Genomic DNA, 13,560 nt, shown 5'->3' with positions numbered 1-13,560 from the left:
GCTTGAGGGCCGGTCCCAGGATGGGTCTGTCAGCGAAGGGCTTGTGCCGTCAGTAGCCATAGCCGTAGCACGCTCGGTTCATCAGCGCAATCTCATATCAGCGAACAAGTCAGCGAAACAAAAGGAAGAACATGGCCTGCACCACCATTCTCATCGGTAAGGACGCCTCCTACGACGGCTCCACCATCATCGCCCGCAACGAGGACTCGGCCAATGGGGAGTTCTGCCCCAAGCGGTTCGTGGTCGTGAAACCCGCCGACCAGCCCCGTCACTACCGGGCGGTCATCAGCCACCTGGAGGTCGACCTGCCCGAGGAGCCCCTCCAGTACACGGCCGTGCCCAATGCGGACCTCAAGGAGGGCATATGGGGTGAGGCCGGTGTCAACGAGGCCAACGTGGCCATGTCCGCCACCGAGACACTGACCTCCAATGAGCGGGTCCTGGGGGCCGACCCCCTGGTCGAATACGTGCCCGCCAAGGGTGTCGAGGGGCAGGAGGGCTACGAGCCTGAGCGTGCCGGTGGCATTGGTGAGGAGGACTTTCTGACCCTGGTCCTGCCCTATATCAAGACCGCCCGTGAAGGCGTGACCAGGCTGGGTTCCCTCCTGGAACGCTATGGGACCTACGAGATGAATGGTGTGGCTTTCTCCGACATCAACGAGATCTGGTGGCTGGAGACTGTGGGTGGCCACCATTGGATAGCCAAGAGGGTGCCGGACGAGGCCTACGTGACCATGCCCAACCAGTTGGGCATTGACGAGTTCGACCTGGATGACGCCCTGGGTGACCAGGAGGAGCACATGTGCTCGGCCGACCTGGCCGATTTCATCGGGCTCCACCACCTGGACCTGGCCGTGGAGGCCACCACCCCCTTCAACCCCCGTGATGCCTTCGGTTCCCACTCGGATTCCGACCATGTCTACAATACCCCGCGTGCCTGGTACGTCCAGCGGGTCCTGAACCCCTACGACGAGGTCTGGGACGGCCCCGACGCCGACCACAAGCCGCAGAGCGACGACATTCCCTGGGCCCGTCAGCCCGAGCGCAAGCTCACCATCGAGGATGTCAAGTACGTGCTCAGCTCCCACTACCAGGGAACCCCCTATGATCCTTACGGAACCCTCGGTGACGAGCATAGCCGCCACATGTTCCGGCCCATCGGCATCAACCGGCAGAGCCAGTTGGCAGTCATGCAGATTCGCCCCTACCGGCCCCAGGCCAACAGGTCCATCCAGTGGATGGCCTACGGCTCCAACCCCTTCAACACTCTGGTGCCCTTCTACCCCAACGTGGACTCCACGCCCGCCTACCTGGAGGGCACCACCACCCGCGTGACCTCGGAGAACTTCTACTGGGCCAACCGCATCATCGCGGCTCTGAGCGACTCCGACTTCGCCGCCAACGCCAACGCCATTGAGCGCTACCAGGAGAAGACCGGAGCCATGGGCCACCGGATGGTCATCGCCAGCGACGAGCAGCTGGCCCGGCTGGTCGGCGCCAAGGGTGAGCAGGTCTCCCAGACGGAGTTCGACGCCGACAACGCCGATGGCGACGTGGAGCCCATGGCCCCCGATCAGATCATCGCCGCCACCCGCGACCCGGAGGCCAGGCAGATTCTGGCCGCCGCCAACCAGTCCATGGCCGACCAGCTCAAGACCGAGACCGACCAGCTCCTGGACACGGTCCTCTACACCACCAGCATGTCCATGGGCAACGGCTTCAACCGCTCCGACCACTGATTCCGCTCCGCCGCCTCGCCAGTCCCAACTGCCCCTCGTCCCGGCCCCGACTCGGTCGCACATCCGACGTAATCGCGAGCAATGGGACATTGTTCGGCGATTGTTGTCCCATTTCTCGCGATTTGCGTTAGGTGCCGCGAGGGATGGGACATTCTCGGAGGAATGAGCGGATGCTGGATGATGCGGCGAGGGAATGGAAGCCGGCTCAAGGAATCGTGGGCACGGCCAGCCAGGCGGATGGCTCTGCTGATAGTATGTCTGCAGCATGGCACCCAGCGTGCCTGCCCCGCGCATATGAAAGTCAGGATCATGTCTGCAATCGATCAGTTCAGTAGTCAGTATGGGCTTGTCAGGAAGATTGATGCCTTTGGGTATCTCAAGTCCCTGGAGGGCAACCCCCAAGCCGAGCGCAAGCACGGCAAGGTGTTGCTCGTCACGGCCGATACGCCGCTCAAGGCTTCCCGTGGCGAAGGCAAGACCACCACCACCATCGCCCTGATCGACGCCCTGCGTGCCCGGGGCATAGATGCGGCGGCGGTCCTGCGCCAGCCCAGCATGGGCATTACTGCGGCCGGATCCAAGGGTGGCGCCTCGGGTGGCGGCAAGGCCTCCCTGAGCCACCCTGAGCTGATTGACTGGGGTCTGTGCGGCGAGATGGCGGCCATAGCCTGCGCCCAGAACCTCCTGGTCTCCTTCGCTGAAAAAGCCGTGGACGAGGGCCTCATCGACAGCATTCTGGTGCCCCGGGTCAGTGAGCTTCCCTCCCGGTCCCTGCGCCAGATTGCCGTGGACCGTGGTAAGGGCGACCTGCCCGAGCGTGTGGTCCTGACGCCCACCTGCGAGCTCATGCAGATCGTGGTCCTCTCCCGGTCCATGGAGGAGATTGGCCAGCGGGTCGCCGCCATGATCGCCGGCAGCAAGGAGGGTAAGCCGGTCAGGTTCGGTGAATTCATTGACCTCTGGCGGGTCACCGACATGCTGGCCGACGCCGTGAAACCAGTCCTGACCGAGACCTGTGAAGGCTCGCCCGTCTACGTTCACTGCGGCCCCTTCGCCAACGTCTCCCTGGGCATACCCAGCCTGGTATCCGTGGAGATGGCCTGTTCCCTGCATGATGTGGTGGTGGTCGAGGCCGGTTATGGTGCCGATGCCGGCGCCCAGAAGTGGCTGGACATAGCCTGCCGCGAGTATGGCGGTCTGTGGCCCAGCGCTGCCGTCGTGGTCACCCGGGCCTCCACCTGGCGCGACGACCCGGCCCTGGCCTGGCGCTACCCCTTCCACGTCAACCGCTTGGAGGGCCTGGACATACCCACCTTCCCCCTGATCAACCTCTGGGACGGCGAGGACGATCAGGTCGACTCCCTCAAGGCCACGGCCCAGCAACTCGAATTCCGCCAGCCCATCATCGGCAACCTCTTCCGCGACGGCGGCCAGGCCCTGGAATCACAGCTTGATGACTTGATCGAGACCCTGACCACTTCCCCCACCCCTGCCCAGAGCCACTCCCACAAGGGCATGGCCCTGGTGGAGAACCTTCGTTGGGTGGCCGAGCAGGCCTACGGTGTGCCCGCAGACCGGGTCATCTACCAGGACGGCTTCGTCGAATCCCTGACCCGTGCCACGCAGCTGTGTGCCGACGCCGGCTTCAGTTTGGACGACCTGGCCTTGGTTGCGGTCAAGTCACCAGCCACCATGACCGACAATGACTCGGCCCCCGCCGACCAGAGGACCGTGACCCTGAAGAAGGTTGAGGTCCATGCGGGCGCCGGAGTGGTCCAGGTCAACCTGACCACCTCCCTGACCACACCCATGCCCAAAATCGTCTGAGCCAACACAGGGTCGAGGCGACCAGCAAGGCACAGGGCAAGGCAAGCAAAGGTCCCCCTCTCCCAATCGCTCAAACGCGGCGGGGGAGGGGACCTGGTTTTTACTGGGTCTTGGCCTTGGTTTGAGGCCTTGGACCACGGGCTTTGGCTGACGGGCAACAAGCCCGTCTGTGGCTTAGAAGTTGCCGCCGTTCCAGCCCCAGTCAGCGGTGGCCGTGTAGCGGATGTAGGTGCGGTCCTGCGCAATGCCCAATTCCGATTCCAAGGCTCCCATGATCTCGCGGCTCATCTGCTCCCAGACGGAACGCGGGGTGTTGCCGCCCATGATGTTGACCTCCACATAGGCTGCGGGCTTGCTGTCATCTCCGGCGAAGTAGATGGGCATGTTGTCCTCGAAGGGGCACATGAGCCAGCTCTCGGTCTTGCCTGGCACGGCGGTAATGGCTTTACCGTATGCGGCCTTGAGCGCGTTGCGCTGCTCGGGAGTGGTGGGTACGGATACGTGGGTGTGGATGACGGGCATGGTTCCTCCTTGATTGCAATGAACATCTGCGATGAATCCGCCGGCAATGGGCCACTGCCGACCTGCGTGCCGATCGCCGAGCCCAGCCTCCCGGCGGCTTGGGCCCAAGGCGGGAGAATCGGCAGGTGACCGGTCATGGCATCAATACTAATCGGAAAAGCTTTGGAAGGCCGCCTTGGCTTTCCCTGCTGGACAGCAGTCCGGCTGCCGTATGGCTGCCGTCTGGCTGACTGGTTGCCGCCAAGACCGCAGCATGAACGCGCTCGCTGGAGCATAGGAGTGGGCGGGTTCGGTCAGCTTCGCATCCCGGCAGACCAAGGGGGGCGGAATCGGTGACGAATCAGCCCTTCTGCGCCCCCGCGTCAGCCAGGGAGTGTTAAATGGGTGCCTATGAGAAAACTGATTGAGCAATTGGTCAAGTTCGGGGTGGTGGGACTGATCGCCTTCCTGATTGACTGGGGGGTGTTGAACCTACTGGTCATCTTCGCGCATATGAACAGCGTTGCGGCCGGCATCATCTCCTTCCTGGTGTCCCTGGCCTTCAACTATCTGGCCAGTATGAAGTATGTCTTCAAGCACCGAGAAGACATGGCCCAATGGATGGAGGTCCTGATCTTCTTCATCTCGGCCGCCATCGGCCTGCTCATCAATGTGATCATCCTTGCAGGCTTCACCTTTGGCCTGATCCTGGGTACCGGCCGCTATGTGCTCTTCACCAATATCGGCAAGCTGGTCTCGGCCCTTGTTGTGGCCATATGGAACTTCGTGATTCGCAAGTGGCTCCTGGACGACACCCATACCCACGCCAGCAACAGGCTCAAGCCAGCTGACAAGCGGCTGAGCCGGGATGAGCTGGATACCAAGTGGGAGCATAGCTTCTCCCATAGGCTGGGGCTGTGGTCCCTGGCCCACACACCCAAGGGATGGAGGTAGCCATGGCTGCTTTGGATTCACTGGTCGGGTCTCCGGTGGCAGCGGCCAGACCGTCTCCAGAAGGCTCGTCGGACTCCGCCGCCAGGGATGCCAAGGGCTCATCAAGCGGACTCGCCCCCCTGGCCACCACTATTAATTTCGTGCGCCATGGCCAGGTGGAGAACCCGGATCACCTTCTCTATGAACGTCTGCCTGGTTTCCATCTCTCCGCCCGGGGGCAGCGGATGGCCCGGGCCACAGCGACCTACATTGCCGCCAACCCCCAGCTCAACACGGCCGTCGCCGTCTACTCCTCGCCCCTTGAGCGCACCCGGGAGACCGCCGAGCCGATTCTGGCCCTCCTCAACGAACACCGGGCCGAACACGGCCAGCGCCCCCTGGAGCTGCAGACCGACACCCGTCTGCTGGAGGCGGTCAACGAATTCAGGGGCAAGCGGATCGGCCATGGGGCCGGGGCCCTATGGCGGCCTGAGAACCTGAGATTGGTCGCCAACCTATGGCGGCCCAGCTGGGGGGAGACCTATCGGCAGATCGCCAGCCGCATCGAGGATTTCGCCAGGGAGAAGGTCGCCCAATATCCGGGGCGGCAGATCATCGTGGTCAGCCACGAGTCACCCATCTGGTCCTACCGGCACCTGTTGGAGACCGGCCACCCCGAACACAACATGCTCATGCGCAAGACGGCCCTGGCCTCGCTCACCTCCATCACCTTCAACTCCCGGACCGGCAAGGTGATGTCCATCACATACGCCGATCCTGCGGCCCACGTGGCCTGAAGCCGTCCGCGACTGGACTAGAGTCGAAGTAGACTGATGCTGTTGGTCGCCCGCTGGACCGATAGTGGCTGGTGGGCATGATGCCGTATCCGCCGACTGGACCGACCTGGATTGATATGGGTCGACGCGGGCTGTTCCGGTCCCAAGGTCCACTTGGCGGACCGGCCACGGCAAACCGCGAAGGAGCTGACATGACCTTTCATATGGACAGTGCCCAAATCACCCGGGTCTCCACCATGCCTGAGCTGCGACAGGCCGCAGGGGAGGGCGCCCAGCTCGTTGGCATGTGGCCTTTGACCGATGCCAAGGAGCTCGCCAATGATGCCAAGTACGCGGAGAACCTGCAGGTGCGCATCTCCCGGTCGGTGGCCATGCTCCTGTCCGGACAGGAGGTGACCATTCCGGATGCCGAGTTTGTCTATGAGGGCGCGTGGGAGATTCCCGGCCGCCCCCAGGAGCTGGTCGATGCCCTCCTGGCCGCCAATGATGCCTATGAGCAGATGGCCGCGTATTCCCAGAACGGTGACATCCGGGAGGTCATGGCTGCGGCCGGCCTGCTGGGGCTGAAATGGGACCAGTCCACGGTGGAAGCCGTATCGGAGTTTCTGCTGGGCGTCGAGGCCCTCGTCGGGGCCAAAGCCCCGGATGGTGGGGCTGTGGCGGTGAGTGCCGATGAGGAGGCGGTGGCTGAGCGACTGGCCATGGTCGTCATGGCCTGCCATGGGTTGCTTGGCATCATTGGGCAATCGCCGGAGGCCGCTGGCCAGGGTGTACAGTCGGCTGCCGGCTTGGCCTCGCCGGTCATGATCTACATCAATGAGCTCTGCGAGCGGCTCGCCATTCCCCGGCTCTTCCTGTCCGCTGAGGAATTTGCCCAGCTCCTGCCCGCGGCCTTCGCTGGCGGGCTGGCGGACCAGGAGCTTGCGGATGCCCAGGTCGCCCTGCTGGCCCCCCTGGTTGCGGCTGAATGGAAGAAGCATCGTGAGGATCTGCTATGGGATCCCGAAGAGGCCCAGCGAAAGGCCAAGGAGGAGGACGAGCGTAAGAACAAGGAGGCCCTGGCCGCCAAGTTCGCCCATATCCCTGATGACACCAACAAGCCCAAGGTCGAGCTCTAGTCCCAGCCGCCGGTGGCTGTGGCCCGTACAAAGGGCGGCAAGCAGAATCTTCCTGCTTGCCGCCCTTTGCCTATTCGCTATCGGTTCCCGGTCATGCCCGGGTGGGAATCAGCCCTATGGGTGGTACACCTTGTGGTCGGACTCCCGAATCGGGGCCTACTGACCGACGTAGGGGTTGGGATTCTGGGGGTAGCCACCCTGCTGGTTCCCGGCGTTGGGGTCGTGGTCCTGCTGACCTGCCGTCTGCTGGCCGTTGGGGTTCGAGGGAGCATAGGCGGTCGGAGTGGTCGGCTGACCATAGAAGGGTTGGCCGGTCGGCTGCCCGTACTGGTTGAAGTCCTGCGGGGTGTAGCCGTTGGCCCCGGGCATCTGGCCCATCATCTGACCAGAAGGGCCACCGAACTGGGCATCCTTGTCAAAGCGTGCACCAGCTGGGTCGGTGTTCAGTATCATCAGGACGATATCGGCTAGGTAGGCTGCCAGGAAGATGAGGATCCCGATGAGGGATCCGATTCCAGCGCCTGCAAGAGCGGCATAATTCAGATCACCGTCGATGGCTAGGATGTCTCCGCTTCCCATGGCTCCGCCAATCAGGGAGATGACCACGACAATCGTGCCGATGAAGGCCATGCCAATGGGTAGGAGAACCCACAGTCCCGACTTGTTGGAATCATGCAGGCGGCGTATGAAGATGGCAATGCTCGGTATCAGAATCGCCAGGACCCAGATCCCATTAAGGAATCCCAGATGGTAGTTGCTCAGCTTGTTCAGCAGGGACAGTACCAGCTCCACCAGGGCGATGAAGAGGAAGGACCACCAGTACTCGCTCCTGGAGGCACGGCCGCTGAAGTTGGCGTAATTCATGAAGAAGCGCTTGATGGCCTCAATGAAGGAGCAGCCATAATAGGGCTTGGTAAGGGGAACGGGTGCGCCCCAGGGCATCGATGCCGCGGCGTAGTTGCCTTGGGGCAGGGGTGCTGCAGTGGGCATCTGACCGTATTGGGGCTGGCTGGTCTGCTGTTGGCCGTAGAAGGCCGCGGCGGGAATCTGCTGGCCGTAATCCTGGCTGGGCTGCCCATACTGACCGCTGCCGTTGGCCTGACCTGCATCTCCTTGATGGTAGCCGGCAGATTCCTGGCCCATGCTGGGCTGGGGCTGTCCGTACATGGGGGCATCGGGGCCCGGCACAGGCTGTGGCTGCCCGGCGGCCAGCGGAAGCTCCACGGGCATGTCCGTGGCCTGGCTCGGATTCTGGTCATTCGACAAGGGGGTGAAGGACTGTCCGCTGCCTGCGTCTGCTGCTGGAGTGGAAGGCGTGGTGTTGGGCACGTCATGTCCGGTGAAATCAGGATTGCTGTCTGACATTGATAAACCTTTCGTGGTTTGCACATACCTCATCCGCAGGCGCTGCCTATGCTGACCCACGCAATGCTCGTAGTGGAAGGCGGCTCAGCTCATGGTTACAGGCCGCTTTCAATGTCTTCAATCCTATCATTCCCGCCCAGCAAAAGATATTCGCACAGGGACACCAATCCCAGCAACAGAGCCGTGAGGGCCACAATCACGATGGTCGCGGAAAATATGGGGGGTGTCTGGAAGGAGTTGAAGGCCGCCTGCAGCCAGATGCCCAGGCCATTGGTGGCTCCCAGGTACTCGGCAGTCACGGCGGTGCCGAACACGTAGGCGGCGCTGATGCGGACGCCGCCGAATATCTGCCGGGCCGCCACCCGCAGCTTGACATGCCAGAGGGTCCAGGCGCTGGTCGCCCCACAGGTCAGGGCCACATCCTCGTAATAGCGGGGGACCGCCTGCAGGCCGCGACTGGTCTCGACGGCGATGGGGAAGAGGCCCAGAACGGCCACCAGTATGATCTTGCCGGTCGGCTCGAAGCCGAACCAGAGCATGAACAGGGGGGCGATGGTGATCAGGGGTATGGTCTGGGCCGCCACCAGCAGTGGGTAGAAGGCCCGGTTCAGGGTCTTGGACACATATAGGCCCACGCCGATCAGCAGACCCACGGCCACGGCGATGATGAAGCCGCTGATGGTCTCCAGGCAGGTGATGGATGTCGCCTCCATGAGTTCGGGCCAGGTGTTGACCATGGAACGCACGATCTGGCTGGGTGAGGCCAAGGTGCGTTCGGAGACATGGCCGGCCGTGACCGCAAGCTGCCAGACTGCCAGGAGGCAGCCGATGGTGATGGCCGGAGGCAAGAGACGCCGCCACAAGGGCTCGCCTGTGCCTGTGTCTGAGCCTGCGTTGGCGCCCGCTGCACCTGTCCCAGCCTTCAGTCCGGCCCCCCTGGCTTGCCTACGCGTTGCCATCAGTCCCTTGCTCCCATCGTGTCCACCGCTCTCACTGTGTCCCCTGAGTTCACTGTAGGTAGTCGTTGCTGGCAAGCTCCCTGGCCTGGGGTGCCTTGGGGGCCTTCTTGCCGTCCTTGCCGGTGTAGGTGCCCGCCTGGTATTGGAAGTCCAGGTAATCCTGCGCCTGTTGAAAGTCCGTGTTGGCGGGCAGGTGCTTGGGGTCGCCGTTGGTCCAGTACTGCTCGCGGGAGATGGTCTCCATAGAGGTCTTGGTCAGTGTGGGGTCGAGCTGGGACTGCTTGGTGGCCTTGACCAGCAGGTCGGCGGCCTTGTTGGGGTTGGCCAGGGCGTAGTCGTAGCCTTGCCTGGAGGCCTTGAGGAACTTGCGCAGCTTCTCCTGGTGATCGCCGTCCTTGAGCCAGGAGGACTTGACGGCGAAGCCCAGCTGGTCGGGGTTGCCGGGTACCCCCCAGTCGGAGGCCATGAAGCAGTTGAGTTCCGGGCCCTTGAGCTTGCTTTCGACCCCCTCCCACGTGGCATAGAATCCGGCGAAGTCCCCCTTGCCGGATGTCAAGGTCTGGAAGGTGTTGGTGCCTGCCGTGGCGGTCTTGAACTCACCTGAGCCACCGGCCCCCTTGATCATCTGTGCCACCACGGCGCTCTGCTCCGCGGAACCGAAGCTGACGAAGGTCTTGCCGTCAAGGTCCTTGGGGGTCTTGATGTCGGTCCTGGATGCCAGGGCGCACCAACGGGCCACCTGTTTCTGGGTCAGGTCGAAGACGAATGTGAGGTCAGCCCCCTGCGCGTTGAAGGCGGCCACATTGCTCAGGGTTGTGAATCCGACATTGGCCACACCGTTCTCGATGGAGGTCTCGGCGCCGGCCTGGGCGGTGGGCAGGACCTTGACGGAGATGCCCTGGTCCTTGAAGTAGCCCAGTTCCTGGGCTGCGTAGATGCCGATGTGGTTGGTGTTGGGTGTCCAGTCCAGCATGAAGGAGATGTCGGCGTCAGAGGACTTGCCCGTGCCGGTGGCCTTGGAGTCGGCCGCCCCGCAGCCGGCCAGAACGAGGGAAAGAACGGCGACGATGCTGGTGGCTGCGCTCGCTACAGCCAGTCGGGCATGCTTGGATGATTGGGTGTTCACCTTGGACCTCCTGAATCATGGTCAGTGGACGCGAGGTAAGGTGAGGAGTCCGCGCGATCCATCAAACCGATAAGCGGCAACCAAGGGTCTGGTTGCCGGAACATCTCATGGTTGATTCGGTACGGCTGCTGCCACCAACCGCACGAACGGCACCAGTATAGGGCAGGTCGGCCCCTGGGTCCATGGCTGCCTGTTATATAGAACATATGTTCGATAATGCTGTGGTTACCTTGTTAGTGGTCGTGCTGGCGGCTGCCTTGGGACTCCTTGCGGGTTTTGTGCTGGGGCGGTCCAAGGGCCAGGAGATGGCCAGGGGGGCAGGTGGGGATGAGCTGCGTGCCGCCACTGCCGCCAACCAGGCTGCCCAGGCCGATATTGCCCATCTCACCGGTGAGTTGGCCCAGAGCCGGACTCAGGTCGATGGCCTCAACCAGCAGCTGGCCTTCGTCAAGTCCCAGCTCTCCCAAGCCCAGCAGGCCGAGCAGATTCGTCTGCAGCGCGAGCGGGAACGGGCCGAGGCCCAGGCCGAGCAGCGCCGGCAGGAGGAGGCCAAGGCCATGGCCGAGCAGAGCAAGGTGCTCTCCGCCCTGGCGCCCGTGCAGAAGAACCTGGACGCCTTGCAGGAGAAGGTGGCCCAGATCGAGGAGGGCCGCAAGCAGGAGATGGGCGCCCTGGGCCAGCAGCTCAAAGGGCTCAACGACCAGCAGACCAGGCTTGACAAGGAGACCAGCTCCCTGTCGGCCGCCCTACGCAACAACAAGGTCCGTGGGGCCTGGGGCGAGGCCCAGCTCAAGAACATCGTGGAGTCGGCCGGTCTGTTGGAGCATGTGGACTTCGACACCCAGGTCGTCGTCACGGATGGCGAGGGCCATGTGCAGCGGCCCGACATGGTGGTTCATCTGCCTGGCGGCAAGACCATTCCCATCGACGCCAAGGTTCCCTACTCCGATTACCAGCGGGCCTGCGAGATTCCCGACACCGCCGCACCCGAGGAACTGGACCGGCGCAAGAGCCTGCTCCAGGCCCATGCCAAGGCCTTGCGCGACCACGTCAAGACCCTTGGTGACAAGGCCTATTGGAACGCCTTCGATACCGCACCCGACTTCGTCATCGCCTTCATTCCCAACGAGGCCCTGCTTCAGGCGGCGCTGGAGGCCGACCCGACCCTCATGGATGACGCCTTTGCCAGAAAGGTGGCCCTGACCTCGCCGGTGACCCTCTGGGCCGTGCTCAAGTCCGTGGCCTTCGCCTGGCAGCAGCAGAGCCTGACCGACGATGCCAAGCTCCTCTTCGACCTCTCCCGGGAGCTATACGAGCGCTTCGCAACCCTGGGGGAGCGGGCCAGCAAGTTGGGCAGCTCCATCAGCCGCACGGTCACCGCCTACAACCAGTTCGCCTCCACCCTGGAGAGCAGGCTGCTGGTGACGGCCCGCAAATTGCAGAAGATCGATGGCAACACCATCATCGAGCCGGTCGACATCATCGACTCAGACAAGACCAACCTCAAGGAGCTCAGCGCCCCCGAACTGCACCTGGACACGGAAGATGACGAGTCGGGACGTTAGGCTGGTGGACCATGACAGCACCAGAAGATTCTGAAGGCGGCTTGAGCAAGCAGGCCCAACCCGGCCAGGTGTCGCCGGGGGCACGGCCCCTTGCTGGAGCCGCGGCCCAGTCCCAAACCCAGGCGGTCGGTCCCAAGACAGAAGGCGGCTTCCGCAAGACGGCCCAGGCCGGTAAGGACCAGCCTGGGCCCACTGACGGGCCCGCCGGCGAATCCGCGGCCTCCACAGGTCACAGTGCCCTACCCTTCGCCCTCCTGGAGCCCCGGGAGCAACTGCGGCAGATGTTGGAGAACTCGATCGCCGGCAAACCCTTCAGTGAGCTGTCTTCGTTGACCTTTGACCACCGGGCTGCCGCCATCGTCGGCCATATCATGCTTGATGCCTTGGAGGACCAAGGCTATTGCGTCGATGACTTCGATGCCGTCGGCGCCCTGACCGCAGCCGCCGTGCCGCTGGTCGACGCCATGATCCACGCGGCCGCCTCACGCGGCCAGGATCTGGACGGCTTCGTCATGGACTTCGTCTACCCCTCCATCAAGGGCCCGTCGATCACCGGCAAGCGGGTGATCCTGGTCGACTCCTGGCTTTCCCAGAAGTCCTACGTGCAGACCTCCTCACTGGTCACGCTGCGCAAGGGCAACGAACTGGGCCTCGACTTCAGCGTCGTGGAGCATGAGGGTGCGCGGATACTTGCCCTGGTCTCCCTGGTGTCCGGTGCTCTTGCGGGCGGCGAGACCTCCGGCTTCCCGGCGACTGTCGACATCGTCAACCCGGCCACCGACGAGCGTAGCTCACTGCCGTTGGTTGGTGTCTTCACTGAAGCCGAACTCAGGAGTGGCCAGAGCCATGCGTGAGCCGAACCCGATTACCGCTGCCGCTTTGGCTTCCGGTGAGCCTGAGTTCAGGGAGATTGGTCTGGGCCCCTGGGCCGAGGTCCACCCGGGCCAGGACCGGCCAGACGACCCGCAGTCGCCGGCCTACGATGCCCGGTACGATTCCGAGCTCCTTGACCAGGGCGACCGGCGCAATGTTCTTGATCGCTACCGCTACTGGACCGTCGAGGCCATTCGCCAGGACCTGGATGCCCGCGGCCGGCATGGCTTTGAGATAGCGGTCGAGAACTGGACCCATGACTTCAACATCGGCTCCATGGTCCGTTCGGCCAACGCCTTCGGGGCCCGGAGCGTCCATATAGTCGGGCCGCACAAGTGGAACCGCAAGGGTTCCCTCATGACCGAGCTCTACCAGCACATCGAACACCACCCCAGCATTGAGGACCTGGTGACCAGCTGGCGGGCCCAGGTTGCCCGGGAGACCTGCCAGGCCAAGGTCATCGCCCTGGACATCATTCCCGGGGCCCAGCCCATGGAGTCCTACCATTTTCCCGACCGCTGCCTGCTCCTCTTCGGTGCTGAAGGCCCAGGCTTGTCAAGCAAGGCTCTGGATCTGGCCGACGACGTGGTCTATATCTCCCAGTTCGGCTCGGTCCGTTCCATCAATGCCGGGGCCGCCGCTGCCGTGACCATGCACGCCTGGGTCGCCCAGCATATGAGGGACGCCGCCCATTCCCAGGCCTGATGGCGATGGGCCGGCAGGTGGCCAGCTGGGTGCTACTTGGTGGAACCAGGGG

General features: G+C 63.4%; 12 protein-coding genes. 8 read left to right on the top strand and 4 right to left on the bottom strand.

Going from position 1 to position 13,560, the window contains the following annotated elements; translation table 11 throughout:
• Nucleotides 1-131: 131 nt before the first annotated feature.
• Both CRD60_RS05600 and CRD60_RS05595 read left to right on the top strand, forming a co-directional pair.
• A complete protein-coding gene (locus CRD60_RS05600; protein WP_113860313.1) occupies nt 132-1,739 on the top strand; it encodes a C69 family dipeptidase in 1,608 nt (535 codons plus the stop codon).
• A gap of 309 nt (nt 1,740-2,048) precedes the next feature.
• Nucleotides 2,049-3,566 (top strand): formate--tetrahydrofolate ligase, encoded by a 1,518-nt coding sequence (locus CRD60_RS05595; RefSeq protein WP_113860344.1) that lies wholly within the window; start codon nt 2,049-2,051, stop codon nt 3,564-3,566.
• 174 nt (nt 3,567-3,740) lie between these two features.
• On the opposite strand, the gene CRD60_RS05590 is transcribed toward CRD60_RS05595, so the two are convergent.
• Nucleotides 3,741-4,088, bottom strand: a complete 348-nt coding sequence (locus CRD60_RS05590; RefSeq protein WP_113860312.1) for a tautomerase family protein — start codon at nt 4,086-4,088, stop codon at nt 3,741-3,743.
• Between the two features lie 390 nt (nt 4,089-4,478).
• Between CRD60_RS05590 and CRD60_RS05585 the strand changes: the two genes are divergently transcribed.
• The 3 genes from CRD60_RS05585 to CRD60_RS05575 all read left to right on the top strand — a co-directional run bounded on the left by CRD60_RS05585 (nt 4,479) and on the right by CRD60_RS05575 (nt 6,915).
• On the top strand, nt 4,479-5,021 hold the full coding sequence (locus CRD60_RS05585) for a GtrA family protein (RefSeq protein ID WP_113860311.1): 543 nt from the start codon (nt 4,479-4,481) through the stop codon (nt 5,019-5,021).
• 2 nt (nt 5,022-5,023) lie between these two features.
• Nucleotides 5,024-5,797 carry a histidine phosphatase family protein gene (locus tag CRD60_RS05580; protein ID WP_113860310.1) on the top strand — a complete coding sequence of 258 codons (774 nt, stop codon included), beginning with the start codon at nt 5,024-5,026 and terminating at the stop codon, nt 5,795-5,797.
• Nucleotides 5,798-5,988: 191 nt separating this feature from the next.
• The gene (locus CRD60_RS05575; protein WP_113860309.1) at nt 5,989-6,915 is read left to right on the top strand and encodes a hypothetical protein; all 927 of its coding nucleotides are present in this window, start codon (nt 5,989-5,991) and stop codon (nt 6,913-6,915) included.
• A 156-nt stretch (nt 6,916-7,071) separates the two neighbouring features.
• Here the strand turns inward: CRD60_RS05575 and CRD60_RS05570 are convergent, their stop codons facing one another.
• The 3 genes from CRD60_RS05570 to CRD60_RS05560 form a co-directional block, all read right to left on the bottom strand.
• Nucleotides 7,072-8,280 (bottom strand): DUF805 domain-containing protein, encoded by a 1,209-nt coding sequence (locus CRD60_RS05570; RefSeq protein WP_161522194.1) that lies wholly within the window; start codon nt 8,278-8,280, stop codon nt 7,072-7,074.
• A gap of 95 nt (nt 8,281-8,375) precedes the next feature.
• Nucleotides 8,376-9,239, bottom strand: a complete 864-nt coding sequence (locus CRD60_RS05565) for an ABC transporter permease (protein WP_113860307.1) — start codon at nt 9,237-9,239, stop codon at nt 8,376-8,378.
• 49 nt (nt 9,240-9,288) lie between these two features.
• Complete coding sequence (locus CRD60_RS05560) at nt 9,289-10,335, bottom strand: ABC transporter substrate-binding protein (RefSeq protein WP_330848982.1); 1,047 nt, start codon at nt 10,333-10,335, stop codon at nt 9,289-9,291.
• 236 nt (nt 10,336-10,571) lie between these two features.
• On the opposite strand from CRD60_RS05560, the gene rmuC reads away from it, so the two are divergent.
• The 3 genes from rmuC to CRD60_RS05545 all read left to right on the top strand — a co-directional run bounded on the left by rmuC (nt 10,572) and on the right by CRD60_RS05545 (nt 13,508).
• Nucleotides 10,572-11,930, top strand: coding sequence for a DNA recombination protein RmuC (rmuC, locus tag CRD60_RS05555; protein ID WP_113860306.1), 1,359 nt, complete (start codon nt 10,572-10,574; stop codon nt 11,928-11,930).
• A gap of 281 nt (nt 11,931-12,211) precedes the next feature.
• Nucleotides 12,212-12,784, top strand: a complete 573-nt coding sequence (locus tag CRD60_RS05550; RefSeq protein WP_201737225.1) for a type I phosphoribosyltransferase — start codon at nt 12,212-12,214, stop codon at nt 12,782-12,784.
• Entirely contained in the window at nt 12,777-13,508 is a 732-nt protein-coding gene (locus tag CRD60_RS05545) for a TrmH family RNA methyltransferase (protein WP_113860305.1), read from the top strand. The genes CRD60_RS05550 and CRD60_RS05545 overlap by 8 nt, the downstream gene beginning before the upstream one ends.
• Nucleotides 13,509-13,560: the final 52 nt, after the last annotated feature.

The sequence above is a fragment of the Bifidobacterium aemilianum genome, from assembly GCF_003315635.1.
Lineage (GTDB): Bacteria > Actinomycetota > Actinomycetes > Actinomycetales > Bifidobacteriaceae > Bifidobacterium > Bifidobacterium aemilianum.
Note: the sequence above shows the minus strand (reverse complement) of the source record. Positions and strands in the feature narration are given on the sequence as shown.

Bases quoted from the DNA above. Each gene is read 5' to 3' on its own strand.
- CRD60_RS05600 (WP_113860313.1), top strand. From the start codon at position 132: ATGGCCTGCACCACCATTCTCATCGGTAAGGACGCCTCCTACGACGGC.
- CRD60_RS05595 (WP_113860344.1), top strand. From the start codon at position 2,049: ATGTCTGCAATCGATCAGTTCAGTAGTCAGTATGGGCTTGTCAGGAAG.
- CRD60_RS05590 (WP_113860312.1), bottom strand. From the start codon at position 4,088: ATGCCCGTCATCCACACCCACGTATCCGTACCCACCACTCCCGAGCAG.
- CRD60_RS05585 (WP_113860311.1), top strand. From the start codon at position 4,479: ATGAGAAAACTGATTGAGCAATTGGTCAAGTTCGGGGTGGTGGGACTG.
- CRD60_RS05580 (WP_113860310.1), top strand. From the start codon at position 5,024: ATGGCTGCTTTGGATTCACTGGTCGGGTCTCCGGTGGCAGCGGCCAGA.
- CRD60_RS05575 (WP_113860309.1), top strand. From the start codon at position 5,989: ATGACCTTTCATATGGACAGTGCCCAAATCACCCGGGTCTCCACCATG.
- CRD60_RS05570 (WP_161522194.1), bottom strand. From the start codon at position 8,280: ATGTCAGACAGCAATCCTGATTTCACCGGACATGACGTGCCCAACACC.
- CRD60_RS05565 (WP_113860307.1), bottom strand. From the start codon at position 9,239: ATGGCAACGCGTAGGCAAGCCAGGGGGGCCGGACTGAAGGCTGGGACA.
- rmuC (WP_113860306.1), top strand. From the start codon at position 10,572: ATGTTCGATAATGCTGTGGTTACCTTGTTAGTGGTCGTGCTGGCGGCT.
- CRD60_RS05550 (WP_201737225.1), top strand. From the start codon at position 12,212: ATGTTGGAGAACTCGATCGCCGGCAAACCCTTCAGTGAGCTGTCTTCG.
- CRD60_RS05545 (WP_113860305.1), top strand. From the start codon at position 12,777: ATGCGTGAGCCGAACCCGATTACCGCTGCCGCTTTGGCTTCCGGTGAG.